The organism is Breoghania sp. (assembly GCF_963674635.1).
Lineage (GTDB): Bacteria > Pseudomonadota > Alphaproteobacteria > Rhizobiales > Stappiaceae > Breoghania.
The window spans coordinates 3,635,233-3,653,527 of the sequence record NZ_OY771475.1 but is presented as its reverse complement, the minus strand read 5'-3'; the positions used below and the strand labels follow the sequence as shown (position 1 = coordinate 3,653,527).

The 18,295-nt window shown below is 63.1% G+C and carries 15 protein-coding genes; 4 read left to right on the top strand and 11 right to left on the bottom strand.

Translation table 11 applies throughout. The features are described 5' to 3' along the window. Positions 1-18: 18 nt before the first annotated feature. Positions 19-276 carry a hypothetical protein gene (locus tag ABGM93_RS15905; protein ID WP_321501146.1) on the top strand — a complete coding sequence of 86 codons (258 nt, stop codon included), beginning with the start codon at positions 19-21 and terminating at the stop codon, positions 274-276. A 45-nt stretch (positions 277-321) separates the two neighbouring features. Beyond that, positions 322-732, top strand: a complete 411-nt coding sequence (locus ABGM93_RS15900) for a metallopeptidase family protein (RefSeq protein WP_321501144.1) — start codon at positions 322-324, stop codon at positions 730-732. A gap of 12 nt (positions 733-744) precedes the next feature. Here the strand turns inward: ABGM93_RS15900 and ABGM93_RS15895 are convergent, their stop codons facing one another. From ABGM93_RS15895 to urtA, 6 genes are all read right to left on the bottom strand, one after another. Further along, the gene (locus tag ABGM93_RS15895) at positions 745-3,468 is read right to left on the bottom strand and encodes an AsmA family protein (protein WP_321501142.1); all 2,724 of its coding nucleotides are present in this window, start codon (positions 3,466-3,468) and stop codon (positions 745-747) included. Positions 3,469-3,620: 152 nt separating this feature from the next. Beyond that, positions 3,621-4,310, bottom strand: a complete 690-nt coding sequence (urtE, locus tag ABGM93_RS15890; RefSeq protein ID WP_321501140.1) for an urea ABC transporter ATP-binding subunit UrtE — start codon at positions 4,308-4,310, stop codon at positions 3,621-3,623. A gap of 48 nt (positions 4,311-4,358) precedes the next feature. Next, a complete protein-coding gene (urtD, locus tag ABGM93_RS15885) occupies positions 4,359-5,111 on the bottom strand; it encodes an urea ABC transporter ATP-binding protein UrtD (protein ID WP_321505955.1) in 753 nt (250 codons plus the stop codon). 4 nt (positions 5,112-5,115) lie between these two features. Further along, positions 5,116-6,303, bottom strand: a complete 1,188-nt coding sequence (gene urtC, locus ABGM93_RS15880) for an urea ABC transporter permease subunit UrtC (protein ID WP_321501139.1) — start codon at positions 6,301-6,303, stop codon at positions 5,116-5,118. Further along, a complete protein-coding gene (gene urtB, locus ABGM93_RS15875; protein WP_321501137.1) occupies positions 6,300-7,937 on the bottom strand; it encodes an urea ABC transporter permease subunit UrtB in 1,638 nt (545 codons plus the stop codon). The genes urtC and urtB overlap by 4 nt, the downstream gene beginning before the upstream one ends. 140 nt (positions 7,938-8,077) lie before the next feature. Next, positions 8,078-9,340: an urea ABC transporter substrate-binding protein gene (gene urtA / locus ABGM93_RS15870; protein WP_321334670.1), complete on the bottom strand. Its 1,263-nt coding sequence runs from the start codon at positions 9,338-9,340 to the stop codon at positions 8,078-8,080. 448 nt (positions 9,341-9,788) lie between these two features. On the opposite strand from urtA, the gene ABGM93_RS15865 reads away from it, so the two are divergent. Together ABGM93_RS15865 and ABGM93_RS15860 are read left to right on the top strand one after the other, a co-directional pair. Beyond that, complete coding sequence (locus ABGM93_RS15865) at positions 9,789-13,199, top strand: ATP-binding protein (RefSeq protein ID WP_321501135.1); 3,411 nt, start codon at positions 9,789-9,791, stop codon at positions 13,197-13,199. Next, positions 13,189-14,115 (top strand): response regulator transcription factor, encoded by a 927-nt coding sequence (locus tag ABGM93_RS15860; protein WP_321501133.1) that lies wholly within the window; start codon positions 13,189-13,191, stop codon positions 14,113-14,115. The genes ABGM93_RS15865 and ABGM93_RS15860 overlap by 11 nt, the downstream gene beginning before the upstream one ends. A gap of 38 nt (positions 14,116-14,153) precedes the next feature. Here ABGM93_RS15860 and ABGM93_RS15855 read toward each other — a convergent pair whose 3' ends face one another. The 5 genes from ABGM93_RS15855 to ABGM93_RS15835 form a co-directional block, all read right to left on the bottom strand. Then, positions 14,154-14,453, bottom strand: a complete 300-nt coding sequence (locus ABGM93_RS15855; protein ID WP_319774358.1) for a hypothetical protein — start codon at positions 14,451-14,453, stop codon at positions 14,154-14,156. 138 nt (positions 14,454-14,591) lie between these two features. Continuing rightward, positions 14,592-15,707, bottom strand: coding sequence for a DUF1513 domain-containing protein (locus ABGM93_RS15850; protein WP_321505953.1), 1,116 nt, complete (start codon positions 15,705-15,707; stop codon positions 14,592-14,594). Then, a complete protein-coding gene (locus ABGM93_RS15845) occupies positions 15,697-16,029 on the bottom strand; it encodes a hypothetical protein (RefSeq protein WP_321501131.1) in 333 nt (110 codons plus the stop codon). Before ABGM93_RS15845 ends, ABGM93_RS15850 begins: the two co-directional genes overlap by 11 nt. Then, the gene (locus ABGM93_RS15840) at positions 16,029-16,787 is read right to left on the bottom strand and encodes an imelysin family protein (RefSeq protein ID WP_321501129.1); all 759 of its coding nucleotides are present in this window, start codon (positions 16,785-16,787) and stop codon (positions 16,029-16,031) included. Before ABGM93_RS15840 ends, ABGM93_RS15845 begins: the two co-directional genes overlap by 1 nt. Then, a complete protein-coding gene (locus ABGM93_RS15835) occupies positions 16,787-18,280 on the bottom strand; it encodes a di-heme oxidoredictase family protein (protein ID WP_321501127.1) in 1,494 nt (497 codons plus the stop codon). The genes ABGM93_RS15840 and ABGM93_RS15835 overlap by 1 nt, the downstream gene beginning before the upstream one ends. Between the last annotated feature and the right edge of the window lie 15 nt (positions 18,281-18,295).

Sequence of the window (18,295 nt, the reverse complement as noted above, 5' to 3'; positions counted from 1 at the left end):
GGCACTTGGGGAGGAGCGATGGGAAAGCGCGAGGACGAGAGAGCCGTACGCGAGCGAGAGGCTCAACAGGCGCTTGAGCGTGTGCAGGGCGACAGCGAAACCCTCGGCACGTCGTCCTTCACCCGCGTGGCCGAGCGCACACGCGATCATTTTTCAGCCCGCGACAAGCAAGCCGAGGACGACCCGATCGAGATCTGGGGCACCCGCATCGGCCGCAGTCTTGGCTTCGTCTTCGCCATAGGACTGGTGATCTATCTGGTTGCGACCTATTTCTAGGCTCTGACGCACACCGTCCGCGCGACGCAACCATCAGGATTGCCCATGAACGCTTCCCACTGGTCCAGCGCCACAGCCCCCGATCTCGCAACCTTTCGCGACATCGCCCACGAAGCCTTCGAAGCTCTGCCGCAAGAATTCCGCGCGCAATGCGACGGGATCGTTATCGCAATCGACGAATTCCCGACCGACATCATGCTGGAAAGCGTTGGCGCGGAGGACGAATTCGACCTGCTCGGGCTGTTTGAAGGCGTGGGGCTCGCCCAGACCGGCGGTGAGACCTTCACCGGCCAGCAACCCAACCGGATCTGGCTTTTCCGCCGCCCGATCCTCGACTACTGGGCAGGCTATGACGAAAGCCTCGGAGCGATCATCACCCACGTGCTGATCCACGAGATCGGGCATCATTTCGGCCTGTCAGACGAGGACATGGAAGCCATCGAGGCGGAGGCCTGAAAGCCCCCGCGCCTACTGCTTCTTCTTTTTGCCGATCCCGAACAGGTTCGGCGCGACCTTGAAGCCCTGTTCGATGGTCTTCAAGACAGCATCGTCGTCGATCTCGCCATCCATGACCTTGTTGATGTCGATGCCTTCGCCGGTGAGCTGTTTCACCGTGTTCTCGACCGCCTTGGCGGGGTTTTTCTTGACCAGATCCAGAAGACCGCCACCGACGGACTGAAGCTGCTTGTAGGCTTCGGCCGGGTTTTCAAGAATGCCCTTGATATCGGGATAGATCCGCGGATTGGCCCAGCTTCCCTTGATCACCACCGGAACGCCGAGGCCGACCATCTCCGCGGAATTTCCCTGCCCCTCAAGCGTCGGCACAATCCGCGGTTCCACACGCCAATCGAGGGTCTGACGGCCGATATCGGTCCTGCCGCCACCGGTGACACGCACCAGCGGGCCAAGCAGCCTCAGATCGCTGGTGGAAGCCACGCCATTGGCGATATCGAAACTGGCGGAAAGCTCGCTGAAATCGGTCGCCTGTTCGTCGCCCGTATCGCCCCAGCCCAGAAGCGTCTGCGCGGAGAGATTGCGCACCATCGACGGAATGTTGATGCCGCGAAGGGAGCCGTTCGTGAACTTCACCAATGCCTTGCCGGAAAGCGCCGAGGCAAGCGCCGCCTGACTGGCGCCCGCCGTCGTTACATCGAAGGTGATCGCCGTCTTGCCATGAAGTGCGCGGAAATCCGCCAGATCGCGCAAGAAAGGATGCGCTTCCAGCCGTTCCAGCGAGAAAGACGCCGCAACGGTGGGCTGGGCGGAGGTCCCGTCAATCCGCACCGTGCCCGACGCAGCACCATCATAGAGATTGAGCGGATTGAGATCCGCCTTGAGCTTGCCGCCCGCAATCGCGACCGTCAGCTTGCTCTGGCCGATCGTCAGCTTGTCCCAGCGGATCGAGGATGCAGAGATCGCGAGATCGGCATCGACCGACTTCAAGCCGGAAAAATCGATGCGCTCGGTGCTCCAGCCGGAAGCCTGTGCTCCGCCATTGCCGCCAGCTGACCGTCCACCGCCGTTTCCGCCAGCGGATCGGGCCGAGCCGCCCCCGCCCAGATAGGGATCGAGCACCAGCGTATCGAGGCTGAGAGAAGCACTGACCCTGGGCCGTGCACCGCCCAGGGAAAGCTCGCCTTCCGCATCCCCAACGGTGCCATCAAGTGAAATCCGCGTCTGCCGGAAGGCAACCCCATCCGCAGACCCGGAGAATTTGCCTGCAACCGCAAAGGCCTTGAGGCCGTTGCCCGGAGGCAGGGGGGACCCCAGCCAGGCCATCATGTCCCGCAGGTTCGCGGTTTCAAGAGAGAGCTTGCCGTCAAACGCGCCGCCGGTGAGATTTCCGCGCGCGCCGACCGTCAGATGCCGGTTTGCAACCGCGACCTCAACGGGCGCGGGATCGCCCGCCATGAGCGGTTCCGGTGCGGCCGAGCCCGAAATGTCAAACCGCTCGCCGTTCCACAGGAAGCCTCCCTTCGCGGTCGCGGGCCGGGCAAGGCCGTCGAGCGCGAAATCGAGCGTGAATGCCTCAAGCCGCCCCGCGGCCGGATCGAGCCCGGTCACACCGAAGCGGGTCAGATCCAGCGTGTCCATCGCAATGCTGGCCGTGACCACCGGTTCCGCCGCACCGGTATCGACGACAGCGCGTCCGGTCGCCTTGCTGTCGGCGGCGGCGAGTGAAAAATCCTCGATGGTAATCCGTTCGGGCTGCACATCGGCGGTCGCCGCAAGATCATAGGCGCCAAGGTCCCTTCCGCCAGGCGCGGCAGCCCCCAATGCGGCGAGCGCCTCGTTCAGACTGTCGCCGGAAAGTCCGATGCGCAACGTGCCGGAAAACGGCTGGGCGGCGATGCGCCCGGAAACGGTCGCCGTACCGAAGTCGCTGGAGAGCTTGGCGGAGATTTCGCTGGGGCGCTGCTGGACGAGCGCGATTGGGGAACCGAGTTCTGCCTCCACCTCGAACGTCCGCTCCTGCCACCCGAAGCTGCCGGCAAGCAGCGCCGGTTCATCCGGAGAGGGAAGGGCCAGAGAGGTGTTGATCGCGGTGATGCGGGTCGCCTGCCCGCTTCGCAAATCGGAAAAGACAAGACTTCCATCGACGATGGACAGGTCATCGACCCGCACACGGCGCAACAAGGAGGCGAGATCGTCGCCGGCCTGCTCCGCCGGCATGGCCTCTTGCGCGACGGTGCGTTCCTCGCCCGGTGCGGGCGGCAAGATCCGGCGCGCGCCGTCATCTGCCTGGCTTGACCCTGGTGCCGGAAGATCGCTCGAAAGGGATTCCTCGATCAGATCACTCAGCGTACGGCGCGGCGCCCAACTCGTGCGGCCGGCCGCGTCGGTCTCCAGAAGGATACGCGGCTCGCGCAGCGTGATGCCGGTGATATGCGCATTGCCGCCGAGCAATGCCCCCAGCGACAGGCCAAAGCTGATGGAGGAGACCTTGGCGAATTCAACGCCATCGGCCCCCGCCTCGCCGGAAAGCCCGACATCGCGCGCAGTAAGGGATACGGAGGGCAGCAGGCTGATGCCGACGGCCCCGTCCACCCGCAATCGCCAGCCCGTCGCACCCTCGATTTCCGCCACGATCTGACGCTTGATCGCGTCCTTGGGAAGAAAGAAGGGGATCACCAGGGCCACTATCAAGAGCAGCAAGAGTATACCGGCAGCGCCGACGAGGATGCGTTTCACACGTAACTCCATCGAGAGCGAATCTGAGTGGAGTTTACGTTAATGGTTTACAAAAATGGTTGCGAATTGGCCGCATCGGCAATCTTTCGAAGGGCACCCGTTTCTGCGGGGCCCCTCCCCGCCGCAACGGCAGGCCCGGGCACAATTGTCGTTCAAACCGTCAGATGTGCCCGCATCTCGCTTTCCACCATCGCCTCCCGTGTGCCCTGCAGGACGACCTCGCCGCGATCCATCACCGCGAACGTGTCGGCCAGATCGCGGGCGAATTCGAAATACTGCTCCACCAGAACGATCGCCATGGTGCCCTGATCGCGCAGCCATTCGATGGCGCGCCCGATATCCTTGATGATGGAGGGCTGAATGCCCTCCGTCGGCTCATCCAGCACCAGAAGCTTGGGCCTGGTGACCAGCGCACGTCCAATGGCGAGCTGCTGCTGCTGACCGCCGGAGAGATCGCCTCCGCGACGGCGCAGCATGTCTTTCAGAACGGGAAAAAGTTCGAACACGCTTTCCGGGATCGTCTTTTCCGACGTGGCGGCGAAACCTGTTTCCAGATTCTCCTTCACGCTCAGAAGCGGGAAGATCTCGCGCCCCTGGGGCACGATGGCGATGCCCTTTCGCGCACGACGATAGGGCGACAGAGAGGTGATCGTCTCCCCTTCCAGCTTGATCATGCCCTTTGAAACCGGGTGCTGGCCGACAATGGCGCGCAGCGTGGACGTCTTGCCCACGCCGTTGCGCCCCATCAGGCAGGTCACCTTGCCCGCTTCCGCGGTGAGCGAAACGCCCTTGAGCGCCTGCGCGGCTCCATAATAGAGATCGATGTTCTCAACGCTCAGCATCGTCTTTCCCCGTCAGCCGATTTCGACGCCCCGAAATCCGGCATGCACCTACCGCCCCAGATAGACTTCCACGACCCTTGGATCGGCGGAGACGTGATCGAGCGCGCCTTCCGCCAGAACCGAGCCCTCGTGCAGGACCGTGACCTTGACGCCCAGATCGCGCACGAAGGTCATGTCGTGTTCCACCACCACGACGGAGCGGGTCTTGTTGATTTCCTTCAGCATGGTCGCGGTTTCCGCCGTCTCCGCATCCGTCATGCCGGCGGCCGGTTCATCGACGAGCATCAGCTTGGGGTCCTGCGCCAACAGCATGCCGATCTCCAGCCATTGCTTCTGGCCGTGGCTGAGATTGGCGGCCAGTTCATCGCGCCGATCCGTTAACCGGATCTGTTCCAGAAGACCGTCGATGCGGGCCCTCTCCTCGCTGCTGGCCCGATGAAACAGCGTCGAAAACGGTCCCCGCGGGGTCTTCAGCGCCAGTTCCAGATTGTCGAGCACGGTGTGACTTTCAAAGACCGTGGGCTTCTGGAACTTCCGCCCGATGCCGAGTTCAGCGATCTCCGCCTCGTCGAGCTTCGTCAGATCGACCGCGCCGTCGAAATAGATTTCGCCCACATCCGGCTGCGTCTTGCCGGTGATGACGTCCATCATCGTGGTCTTGCCCGCCCCGTTGGGCCCGATGATCGCCCGCATCTCGCCCGGCTGAAGAACCAGCGACAGCGAGTTGAGTGCCTTGAAGCCATCAAACGAGACGGAGACACCATCGAGATAGAGAACCGAGTTGGAAGCCTGCGCCAGCATCATGTCACTCCGCCGCCTGATGTTTCATGCCGCCGACAGCCCCGGTCTCCATCAGGCTCTCGTCCGTGCCCGCTTCCGTGCGAGCCGAAAGCCTGCGCTGGCGAAGAACGCTCCAGCCCTGACCGACCGTGCCGACGATGCCCCTGGGCAGGAACAGCGTCACCGCCACGAAAAGGCCGCCCAGCGCGAAGAGCCAGAATTCCGGAAAGGCCGCGGTGAACCACGTCTTTGCGAAATTAACAAGCACTGCCCCCAGGACGGCCCCCACCAGTGTGCCGCGACCGCCGACCGCCACCCAGATCACGACCTCGATGGAATTGGCAGGCGCGAATTCGCCGGGATTGATGATGCCCACCTGCGGCACGTAGAGCGCACCCGCAACGCCTGCCATCATCGCCGAGAGCACCCACACGAAGAGCTTGTAGTGTTCCACCCGGTAGCCGAGGAACCGCGTCCGGCTTTCCGCATCGCGCACCGCCACCAGCACCTTGCCGAGCTTGGAACGCGTGACCGCGCGGGCGATGAGAAAGCCTAGTGCGACAGCCACCACCGTGGCGAAGAACAGCGCCGCACGCGTGCCCTCCGCCTGGACCGAGAAGCCGAGGATGTCCTTGAAGTCGGTCAGGCCGTTATTGCCGCCAAAGCCCATGTCATTGCGAAAAAATGCCAGCAGCAGCGCATAGGTCATGGCCTGCGTGATGATAGAGAGATAGACGCCGGTGACCCGTGAGCGGAAGGCGAACCAGCCGAAGACGAAGGCCAGCAGCCCCGGCACGATCGCCACCATGGCGAAAGCGAAGGGAAAGCTGTCGAAGCCGTACCAGTACCAGGGCAGTTCCTTCCAGTTGAGGAACACCATGAAATCCGGCAGGTCCGGGTTGCCATAGACGCCGCGCGCCCCGATCTGGCGCATCAGATACATGCCCATCGCATAACCGCCGAGCGCGAAGAACGCCCCGTGGCCGAGCGAGAGAATGCCGCAATAGCCCCACACCAGATCGACCGAGAGCGCCAGCACCGCATAACACATGTATTTGCCCAGAAGGCTCACCGCATAGGTCGGCACATGCAGCGGATGGTCGGGCGCAAAGAGCAGGTTTCCGGCAGGAACCGCCACCGCGAAGGCGGCGAGCAGGACCAGAAAAATAGCACCCCGACCATCGATGGCGCGCAGGATGAAGGAAGTGATCATGCCTCGACCGCCCGGCCCTTGAGGGCGAACAGGCCCCGCGGACGCTTCTGGATGAAAAGAATGATGAAGACGAGCACGAGGATCTTGCCGAGCACCGCGCCTGCATAGGGTTCAAGGAACTTGTTGACGACGCCAAGCGTCATCGCGCCCACAAGCGTGCCCCAGAGGTTTCCGACCCCGCCAAAGACCACGACCATGAAGCTGTCGATGATGTAGCTCTGGCCGAGATTGGGCGAGACGTTGTCGATCTGGGAAAGCGCCACGCCCGCGATGCCCGCAATGCCGGAGCCGAGCCCGAAGGTCATCGCATCCACCCAGGGTGTGCGAATGCCCATGGAGCTTGCCATGCGCCGGTTCTGGGTGACCGCACGGGTGTAGAGCCCGAAACGCGTCTTCTTCAAGACACCGATCAGAACCGCGAAAACCACCAGCGAGAAGACGATGATCCAGAGCCGGTTATAGGTGATCGTCAACCCGCCGATCTCCGTCAGGCCCGACATCCAGCCCGGATTGCCGACCTCGCGATTGTTCGCGCCGAAAATCGTGCGCACCGCCTGTTGCAGGATCAGCGAGATGCCCCAAGTCGCCAGCAGCGTTTCAAGCGGACGACCATAGAGAAAGCGAATGACGAAACGCTCCAGCGCCACACCGACGCCGCCTGCGATCAGGAAGGCCAGCGGCAGAGCGATCGCGAGCGAGGCGTCGAAAAGCCAGGGCGCTGAGGTGCGAATGATCTCCTGCACGACAAACGTCGTGTAGGCCCCGATCATCACCATCTCGCCATGGGCCATGTTGATGACCCCCATCACACCGAAAGTGATGGCAAGCCCGATGGCCGCCAGCAGCAGCACGGAGCCGAGCGACAGCCCGTACCAGACATTCTGCGCTGCGCCCCACATGGCGAGGACCTGATCCACCTTGCCCAGCGCGCGGGCGGCGGCGGCCTTCAGGTCTCCTTCGGAGCTGTCCGCGGTGGCGGCAAGAATGCCGCGCGCTTCCTGATCGCCGCGCGCGGCAATGACAGCCACAGCGTCGATCTTGTCGGCCTCGGACGCATCGGAAGCGAGAACCGCCGCCGCACGGGCCTCGCGCAAGAGGCCTGCGATCGTCGCATCCTTCTCCACGCCCAGCGCCTCGTCGATCGTCTCGATGGCCTCCGGATCACGCGCCTTGAAAACCTGTTCCGCCGCGCGCATCCGGCGCTCCGGATTGGAGGACATCAGGGTCAGCGTTCCGAGCGCGGCCTTGATGGCGCGCCGAAGCCGATTGTTGATCTTGATGCGCGCCATCTCGCGGCGGCCCGCTTCGCCTGCGGCCTCACCGGTAATCGCATCGAAAAGCAGATAGTCGCGTCCGGCCTTCTTCACGATGAAGACGACGCCGTCGGACTTGCGCGCCATGAGATCATTGGAGCCCAGTGCCTGAAGGGCGGGCACGGCGGCCTCGTCGCCGGTGGCCGCGATCGCCTCGATCTGGCGCTCGGTGTCGTCATAGCGCCCGTTCGGCAACTCGTTGAGGAGCGCGCGCAACGCGGGCTTTTCCTGCGCCATGGTCGAGCCGGTTCCCCCGACGCTCACCGCCAATGCAGCGAAGGCGAAGGCCAGTGCGGAAATGAACGATCGTGGATTGAACATGATGGCGCGACTTCCCCTGAACGCATCGGACGCGAAAGAGCGGTCAACAGAGCCGCTCTTGTCCCGTCTTTTCCCGGTGGCGCGCCTTTCGGATGCGCCACCGGAAGTGTTGGTTTGATCAGCTCGGGATCAGGAGGGGATCATTCGCCCTTTCCGCCGCACTTGCCGGTCGCGACATTGAAGTTGCCGCAAGACATTGGAGCGCGCCAATCGGAGATCAGGTCGGCTGAGTCCGGCAGGTAGTCGGACCAGGCATCGCCCGGCACAAGACCGGCGGTCTCGTAGACGGTCTGGAACTGGCCATCGTCCTGGATTTCGCCGATCAGCACCGGCTTGGTGATGTGGTGGTTCGGCATCATCGCGGAATAGCCACCAGTCAGGTTGGGAACAGTTACGCCGACGAGCGCATCGATGACCGCGTCCGGATCGGTGGAACCCGCCTTCTCGACCGCCTTCACCCACATGTTGAAGCCGATATAGTGGGCTTCCATGGGATCGTTGGTGACGCGCTCCTCGTCCTTGATGAAGGCGTGCCAGGCGTCGATGAACTCGGCGTTGACGTCGGTGTCGACGGACTGGAAATAGTTCCAGGCGGCAAGGTGACCGACAAGCGGCGCGGTATCGAGACCGGCGAGTTCTTCCTCACCCACGGAGAAGGCCACCACGGGGATGTCCTCGGCCTTCACGCCCTGATTGCCCAGCTCCTTGTAGAAGGGGACATTGGCGTCGCCATTGATGGTGGAGACCACAGCGGTCTTCTTGCCTGCCGAGCCGAAGGTCTTGATGTCGGAGACGATGGTCTGCCAGTCGGAATGACCGAAGGGCGTGTAGTTGATCATGATGTCTTCGGCGGCAACGCCCTTGGCCTTCAGATAGGCCTCAAGGATCTTGTTGGTCGTGCGCGGATAGACATAGTCGGTGCCCGCCAGAACCCAGCGCTCCACACCTTCCTCGTTCATCAGGTAATCGACCGCCGGGATGGCCTGCTGGTTCGGAGCCGCCCCGGTATAGAAGACGTTGCGCTGGGACTCCTCCCCCTCATACTGGACGGGATAGAAGAGGACGGAATTCAGCTCTTCAAAGACCGGCAGAACGGACTTGCGCGACACGGAAGTCCAGCAGCCGAAGACCGCGGAAACCTCGTTGACGGAGATCAGCTCGCGGGCCTTTTCCGCAAAGAGCGGCCAGTCGGAGGCCGGATCGACGACAACCGCCTCAAGCTTCTTGCCGAGCACGCCGCCCTTCTTGTTCTGCTCCTCGATGAGCATCAGCATGACGTCCTTGAGGGTGGTCTCGGAGATCGCCATGGTGCCGGAAAGCGAGTGCAGGATACCGACCTTGATCGTGTCCTCCTGCGCCATCGCGGTGGTGGTAAGACCCGCCGACAGCGACGACGCCATCATGCCGGCCACAGCCGTCGCGCCGATCGTGCGGCGGAGCTTGTTCATGCCTGTCGCAACGCTGGTTGCCATTTTGGTAGTCCCCCATAGTCGGTTTTCGGCAGCGCCTTCCCCCCGTTCCACAGGAACCTTCGCGGGCACTCGGCTACCATCGACAGGCATCATCCGCCGGAATTGTGCAGTGCCGTATACGTCGATTGACGTAGGTGCATGCGCGTTTCGCGCAAGTCTTGCGCCCCACACCCAATGGACCTCACATGCTGGAAATCGAATTGATTGCCGGAATGCCTCGGCGCATGGCCGGTTTTCTGCAGTGGCATGAAGAGTGCTACTGCATCGGAAGGAGGGATCCCCGGTCCAAGGAAGCATCGATCTCCCTACTTCCCTGCGGGTATAGCCCTCCGATTGCAGCCAATACTTTGGGCAGCTGACTGTTTTTGAGGCAACAGACATGAGCGCGCGCCAACGCATTTTGCCGGTCCGGCGCGAATACAATCAGTGGGTTGCGAACCAGACCCTTGAAGATTACGCCCTGCGCTTCACCGCCAAATCGGCGCGGCGTTTTTCCAGCCGACGCATTTCCCAGACCGCCATCGGCGCGATTTCCTTCCTCGCGCTGGAAGCCATCGGCGGAGCGATCACGCTGTCCTATGGCACCGTGAACGCCTTCGCAGCCATTGTGGTCGGCAGCCTCGTCCTGCTTTTCGTCGGCATCCCCATCGCGCGTTACGCGACCCGCCACGGAGTGGATATCGACCTGCTGACCCGCGGCGCGGGCTTTGGCTATATCGGCTCCACCATCACCTCGCTGATCTATGCAAGCTTCACCTTCATCCTTTTCGCCATCGAAGCCTCGATCATGTCGAGCGCGCTGGACTATGCGCTCGGTGTGCCCTTGTGGATCGGCTACATCATCTCCGCCGTGGCCGTCATTCCACTGGTCACCCACGGCGTCACCCTGATCAGCCGCTTCCAGATCATTACCCAGCCCTTCTGGATCATCCTCAACATCGCCCCCTTCGCCTTCATCGCATGGGCGGACTGGGGCATGTTCGGCCAATGGCTGGATTTTGCGGGAACAAAGCCGCACGTGCCCTCCGGCCTCGGCTTTGCCGGGCTCGATCTTGTGCAATTCGGCGCGGCCTCCGCCGTCATCCTGGCGCTGATGGCGCAGATCGGCGAACAGGTCGATTTCCTGCGCTTCCTCCCCGCGACAGACGTTTCCAGCAAGCGCCATCGGATCGCGCGCTTTCTGGCAGGCCCGGGATGGGTCGTTCTCGGGGCGCCGAAAATGCTGGCGGGATCCTTCCTCGCAGTCCTCGCCCTTGCCTCCGGCATTCCCGCCGATCACGCAGCCGAGCCTTCGCGCATGTATGCGGTCGCCTTCGGCTACATGTTGCCATGGCCGAGCGCAGCCATGTTGCTGATGGCCTGTTTCGTGGTCATCTCGCAACTCAAGATCAACGTCATGAACGCCTATGCGGGCTCGCTCGCCTGGTCGAATTTCTTCTCCCGCCTCACCCACAGCCATCCGGGCCGCGTGGTCTGGCTGCTCTTCAACGTGGCGATTGCGCTCCTCCTGATGGAACTTGGCATCTACCGGCTTCTGGAAGAAACGCTCGGCGTCTTTTCCATCATTGCCATGGCCTGGCTTTCCGCGATTTCAGCCGACCTTTTCATCAACAAGCCGCTGGGCCTCGCGCCGCCGGGCATCGAGTTCAAGCGCGCCCATCTCCATGACATCAATCCGGTAGGCACCGGCGCCATGCTGCTGGCGGCGACCGTCGCGCTCATTGCCCATTACGGCCATTTCGGCGAGACGGCGGCGGCCCTGTCCACCTTCATGGCGATGGCCATCGCCTATGTCACCGCCCCGCTGATCGCGTTTGTCACGCGCGGACGTTTCTATCTGGCGCGCAAGCCCCGCCGCCACTGGCAGTCGCGCGATGCGCTTACCTGTTCGATCTGCGAAAACGCCTTCGAGCCGGAAGACATGGCCTATTGCCCGGCCTATCAACAGCCCATCTGCTCGCTATGCTGTTCGCTGGATGCGCGCTGTCATGACCTGTGCAAGCCGCAGGCGCGGATGGCCCATCAGGTCGGCTCCGTCGCAGCCCGCCTGCTTCCGGCCTGGATGCTTCAGAAATTCGCGACCCGGCTTGGCCGTTATGCGCTCACCTGCACGCTCGCCATCGCCGCCATCGGCCTGTTGCTCTTCGTGATCTATCATCGGGCGGTCGCAAGCCAGCCGGATGAGGCCGGGCTGGTCGGCCAGACCGTGACGCTGATCTTCTTCATCTTCGCGCTGGTGACCGGCATCGCAACGTGGTTTCTCGTGCTCGCCCACGACACGCGCCATGTGGCGGAGGAGGAATCCCTGCGCCAGAACGCGCTGCTGCTCAAGGAAATCGAGGCCCACCGCAAGACCGACGCCGCCCTGCAGCGGGCCAAGGAAACGGCTGAGGCCGCCAACAACGCCAAGAGCCGTTACGTGGTCGGTCTCAGCCATGAATTGCGCACCCCACTCAATGCCGTTCTGGGTTATGCGCAGGTTCTGGAACGCGCCGACGACAATCCCGTCCAGACGGATGCCGGGCTCAAGGTGATCCGCCGCTCCGCGGAACATCTTTCCGGCCTCATCGACGGCCTTCTCGATATTTCCCGCATCGAGGCCGGGCGGCTTCGGGTCTATTCCAACGAAATCAACATTCACGATTTTCTCGACCAGATCGTGGACATGTTCCGCCCGCAGGCGGCCGCCAAGCAACTCGCCTTTCACTACACCCGCGCGCCCAACCTGCCCGCCTTCGTGCGCACGGATGAAAAGCGGCTGCGCCAGATCCTCGTCAATCTGCTCTCCAACGCCATCAAGTTCACGGCAACCGGCAGCATCGCGCTCGATGTCGATTATCGCTCACAGGTCGCCACCTTCACCGTGCGCGACACCGGGCGCGGCGTCAGCGAGGCCGATCAGGCCAAGATCTTCGAACCCTTCGGGCGCGGCGAGGAAGACGCGAAATCCCTGACGCCGGGCCTCGGCCTCGGTCTCACCATCACCAAGCTCCTGTCGGAAACGCTGGGCGGCGACATCGCGCTTGAAAGCGAACGCGGCAAGGGCTCGGTCTTTCGCGTCCGCCTGATGCTGGCCGCCGTGGCCTCTCCCGTGAAACCTGCAGACCGGCCCATCGCCGGTTATGCGGGAAGGAGACGCACGGTCGTTGTGGTCGATGACAATGCCGATCACCGTGAGCTGATGCGCGAGATCCTTCACCCGCTGGGCTTCACCGTGCTCACGGCCGAAGACGGGCCGATGGCGCTGGCGCTGGTTGACGGTTTGACCCCGGATGGCTTCCTGCTCGACATCTCCATGCCCGGCATGACCGGCTGGGATCTGCTTGCCCGCCTGCGCGCACTCGGCCATTCCGCGCCCGCCATCATGCTGTCGGCCAATATCGGAGACGGGGCGACGACAATCGACGAGACGGCGCGCCACGACGATACGCTTGCCAAACCCTTCGATATCCGCCAGTTGCTGGAAAAGCTCGGCAAGCACCTCGATATCGCGTGGCTCGACGCCGACCAACTGGCCGAGGAAAATGTACGCGCGACCGGGAACGGACCCGCGAAACCGACCGGAGATGGCGGGGCTGAGAGGAAGCATGTGAAGCTCAGCGCGCGAACAGTGCGCGATCTGATCAACCTTGGCGAGATCGGCTATGTGCGCGGGATCGAGGCAAAGCTGGATGAACTGGCGCAAGTGCCTGAGAACCGGATGATCGTTGAAACGCTGCGCAGCCATTTGCAGGTCTTTGACTTTGCCGGCTACGCGCAAACGCTGGAGGGGCTGGACCATGTCGAGTAACGCAACCGACCAGCGCGACATCGTACTGGTCGTCGATGATTCCCCCGACACGCTGGGCTTTCTGACGAGCGCGCTGGAAAAGGCGGGCGTGACGGTTCTGGTCGCCACCAGCGGCGAGGCGGCGCTTTCCATCGCGAGCCGCGTCACCCCGGACATGGTGCTGATGGATGCGGTGATGCCGGGGATGGACGGTTTCGAGACCTGCCGGAACATCAAGGCCGACAGCGCGCTCGCCCATGTGCCCGTGATCTTCATGACCGGCCTGACGGAAACGGAACACGTTGTCCACGCGCTTGAATCGGGCGGCGTGGACTATCTCACCAAGCCCATCGACATCGATGAATTGCAGGCCCGCATCCGGGTGCATCTGGCGAATGCCCGCTCAGTGCAGAATGCCCGCATCGCGCTGGACGCTGCCGGGCGTCACCTGCTGGCGGTGGCCCCCTCGGGCCGGGTGCAATGGTCCACCCCGCAAGCCCAGCAAGTCCTGAAAACGATGAGCGGACGGGATGACATGCTGGAACATGTGGCGGGAGAACTGGCGCGCTCGATCTCAACGGCGGCGGAAACCGCGCCCGGCCAGAGCGCAACCCTGACGCTGGAGATCGGCAATGGCGCGAAGATCCAGCTGCACCATCTGGGGTCGATCGGGGCGGATGAGTATCTCTTCCGCCTCACGACCGCCGATCACCCCAATCAGGACGCGATCCTGCGCGAGCACTTTTCACTGACCGTGCGCGAAGCGGAAGTGCTGCTTTGGATCGCCAAGGGCAAGTCCAACCGGGATATCGGCGATATCCTTGGCCTCAGCCCGCGCACGGTGAACAAGCATCTGGAACAGATCTACGCCAAGCTCGGCGTGGAGAACCGGGCATCGGCTGCCGTTCGCGCAGCCCATGTGCTGCACGAACTGTGATCACCTGCGACGGGGATCGGCCGAAGAGGCGGAAGGCTTCAGGATTTCCGCCCGCCGGAATCGGTATCCAGATACTCAACCCAGTTTCTGAAATCGGAAAAGAGCGAGGAGATATCCAGATCCAGCTCGTTCTTGATCGCTGACCAGACATGGTTGTCATGGACAGCCCCTTCGAGCTTGCCACGCAATTCCGCCTGACGTTCCTTGAGGTCTCCCACATAGGAAGCATGCCGGCTGGAAAGCTCTCCGTGTTCCTTGAGATGACTGACTTTCTCGTCGATTGCCTTGGAGAGCGCGGCAAGCCTTTCGCTCATGGCGTCCTTTTGCTGTTCGGGCATGCGTCCCCTCTTGACCCTTGTGACCGAAGGATAAGGTGTCGGCACCGAATACCGGCCCCTGTAGGTAAGGTTGGTTCCCGGCGCACAGTTATCAAGTGCCGACCTGGAACAGCCCATACAATAACCCAGGAATGGACATTACCCCAGGAGAGAGACCATGTGATTGTCCCACGAAACCTTTCCATCGCGCCTGACAAGATCAGGTGCGCCGCCATGGTCCGGCCCCCCTGCCAGGAGCTCGCCCGCGCCGTCGGAGATCAGGAAATCGTTGGAAGATCGCGCCGCAACGCCACATCCATCACGCACCCTGTCCCGTCCCAGCACCTGACCGCTTGTCGCATTCCAGTAAACCACTTGCCCGCCGCGCGGACTGGAGGTCGCCACGATCTCGCCGTCCCGGCTGGTCATGACCGAACCGATATAGTTGTTGAACCCGTGCAGGACATCTTCCGGCGCGTTCAACAATTCGGGAACACCGTCGCGTTTCATCCGGCCAACGAGTTGCGGACGGGTTGCCTTGTCGCCCTGGAACTGACACCCGAACCAGACAGAGCCATGTCCGTCGATGGTCATGTGACGAATGGAGGAAAGCCGCTGGCTCTCGCCCAGATCGTGAGTGGCGATGATGTCGCCGGTCATCCGGTCGATCAGCGCCAAGGTCGGCTTCATGGTGGGCAGGTTGAGGATGGTTCGGCCATAGTCGGGATGGGTTTCCATGCCGCCATTGGCCACGACCAGCGTACGCCCGTCGGGCGCGAGCAGGATCTCATGCGGGCCGATACCGCCAGATGAAAACTGCGCGATCCGGCGATAGCCGTCGCTTGCATCGTAGACACCGATGAAGCCGAGACCGTTTTCGAAATCGTTCTCCGTGGCATAGAGCAGACGCCCATCCGGCGAGTAGACGCCATGGCCATAGAAATGCCGGTCCTGCGGCGAGGAGAAGAACTCCGGTTCCTTGCGACCATGAATGTCGAAGGCCGCGGCAAAGGTTCCGGGTCGCCGCGCAAAGGCCACGGCGCGGCCGCTGGGCTCATGCAGCGTCACATCATGACCGCGCCCGGGCAGCGGCACCCGCACGACATCATGGCCCTGGGCTGTGAAGACGACGACAGCATAACTGCCGTCCGCTTCCTTGCGCGCGGCAAGAAAGAGCGCCTGAGAGGTTTCCAGCGCCTCGACGCGGCGCGCAGAGAGGCCGGACAGAAGCGCAGCGCCTGCGCCCGCCAGCAACGCGCGGCGGTCAATCTCCATCAAGCGCATTGAATCCGACCTGTATCTTGAGCGCGATCGCCAGTTGGCTGCCGGCGCTCTCGCGCACGTCTTCGATGACGCCGGAAACGAATTGCAGCTTGCCGTAGCCTTCCGGCTTACGCACCGCAGAAGAAAGCGGCGGACTGATCTCGCCCAGAACCTTCAGCGCGCTTTGCAGCTCGAATTGCAGGGAATCGTCCATCCAGACCCATTCTTCCTCAAGCATGGGCTTGATCCGAAGCGCCGCCATGTAGTCCTTCAGACCACGCACCGCGGCGTCCATCATCGCAAGCGAATTGCCTGAGCGTCGAAAGAGCGTCATCAACGGCTTCGGCTTTCCGGTCCCGCTCCCAGAACCGGGCGCATCCACTGATCACGGACGATCTGCAGCCCCGTTGTCAGTGCGCCAAGGATCTGGCTGGCCGCTTCCTGATCGGTGCGGAAGGCCGGGTTGTCTTGGCCCGGATGCAGAAGAAGCGCCGAATATCCCTTCCGATCACGCCATTCCGCAGCCAGCGCATCCCCGATCCCGGTAAGGTTCTCGCCTATGGCCGTCGCATAGCCGCACCGGAAGCGCCCTTCCTCGTCTGCGGCAAGCAATGCGTCGCGCGCCTCGTCGAAGAGCACTTCCTCCAGCGCCAGAAGGCCCTGCATGGCCACGCTCTTTTCCTGAAGATCGGCGACGCGCAACACGCTCTCGTCGCGCTCGCGCACTGCGGCCTGCGCCTGGCGCCGCCCCGTTGACTTGCGGTCCGGCCAGAAAAGCAGCCGCTCCAGCCGGTGATCCTCGATCAACGGCCCGAACCGCAAAAACCCGATGCGCGCGAAACCTTGCAGCGCGCCGCGATAGCTGGCGGCGAGCCGGTCATAGCCCACCGCATCCGGCGCGGCGCAGAAGGTTTCGATCTCGCCATCCAGCGCATGGAGCGTTCCGGCGAAGCGGTCGAATTCGGGCCGGATATAGCCCTCGACCGCATTGGCGACGAACTGGCCGTGGCTCTGCGTATCTTCCGCCTCAACCGCGTGAGAAAGGCTCGGCAGAGCGAGGATCACAAGCAGCGGGGCAAGAAAGCTTCGCATCACAGGGACTCCAGAAAACGCAACAGAGCGGCGCGCTCATCGGGCTCCATGGCCACCACGGCATCGCGCGAGGTCTGGGCCTCACCGCCATGCCACAGGATCGCCTCCAGCGCGTTCCGCGCCCGCCCGTCATGAAGCATCATCGTATGCCCGTTGACCGTTTTCGTCAGCCCCGTGCCCCACAAGGGCGCGGTACGCCATTCGCGGCCCGTGGCATCGCCCACCGGGCGACCATCGGCCAGCCCCTCGCCCATGTCATGCAGCAGCATGTCGGTATAGGGCCAGATGAGCTGGAAGCGGAACTGCTTCTGCGCCGCCTCGCGGCTGGTGACATATTTCGGGCGATGACAGGCAACGCAGCCGGCTTCATTGAAAAGTGCCTTGCCCGCCAGCACCTGTTCATCCTCAACGTCCCGGCGTTTCGGCACGGCGAGATTGCGCGCATAGAAGGCGACCAGCTCCATCACCGGATCGGGGGCTTCGGTGTCACCCAGATCCGCCTGCACGCCATGGGGCATGCCACGGCAGTCCGCCTGGGCCTCAGTGCAGTCGCCCCAGGGCGCGGGGTTCTGCGGTGTGGAGATGCCGATATCGCCCGCAAAGGCGCCAGAGGACTGGGCAAGCACGGTCGGCTCGGTCGCCTTCCAGCCAAACCGGCCGATCATCGGCTCACCCGTATCGGGATTGCGGGCCCATGAAACCTTGCCCGAGATCCCGTCGCCGTCCCTATCCTCAGGATCGGCATTCGCGATGATGTCGCCGGGATGAATGGCTTCCAGCAGGCCAAGCCCGATCATCTGCGGCGTGACGCGCGGCGAGATCATCGCGTCCGGATCCATCGGACCGTAACCGAGATCGGAAACCGTGTAGGTGGGCTTGCGCAAGGTGACGGTCTCGCCGCCATTGAGCGCAACCTCCACAGGGGAATAGTCGATGCGCAGATGCCCTTCCACCGGCACATCGCCGACGGAGAATTCCTGAAGCTGCCCGCCATAGACCGGCTCGGGGATCCGCATCATCGTCTTGTTCGCCAGCGCCTCGCGCTCCGCCTCGGTGCGTGCGGGAACCGACAGGCGAAGGAACATGGAAGAGGCGATTTCATTCGGCTCGGGCGGCCGCCCGCGGCCATCCTTCAAATGGCAGTTCTGGCAGGCGCGCGCGTTGTAGAGGGGCCCGAGCCCGTCGGACGCGCGCGTGGAGGATGGCGAAGAGACCCAAAGCTTGCGAAACAGCGCATTGCCGAGCTTGAAGTCGCGCTCCTGCTTGAAGGTCAGGTTGGCGGAAAACTGGGAAAAGGCATCGCGATTGACGAGCTTGCGCGATGTCGCGGCCCCGCCCTGCATGCTCTCGAAAGCCTCGGCCTTGGAGAAGTCCCGTGAGGCCGCGGTGACTGCGGCGACGCGGGCGCGGTCCTTTTCGGAAAGATCGGTGCGCCAGGAAAGAATGCCGTCAGCGCGCGCGGGCTGCCAGTGAATGGCGATCGCAGCGCTCATGACGACGGTCAGCGT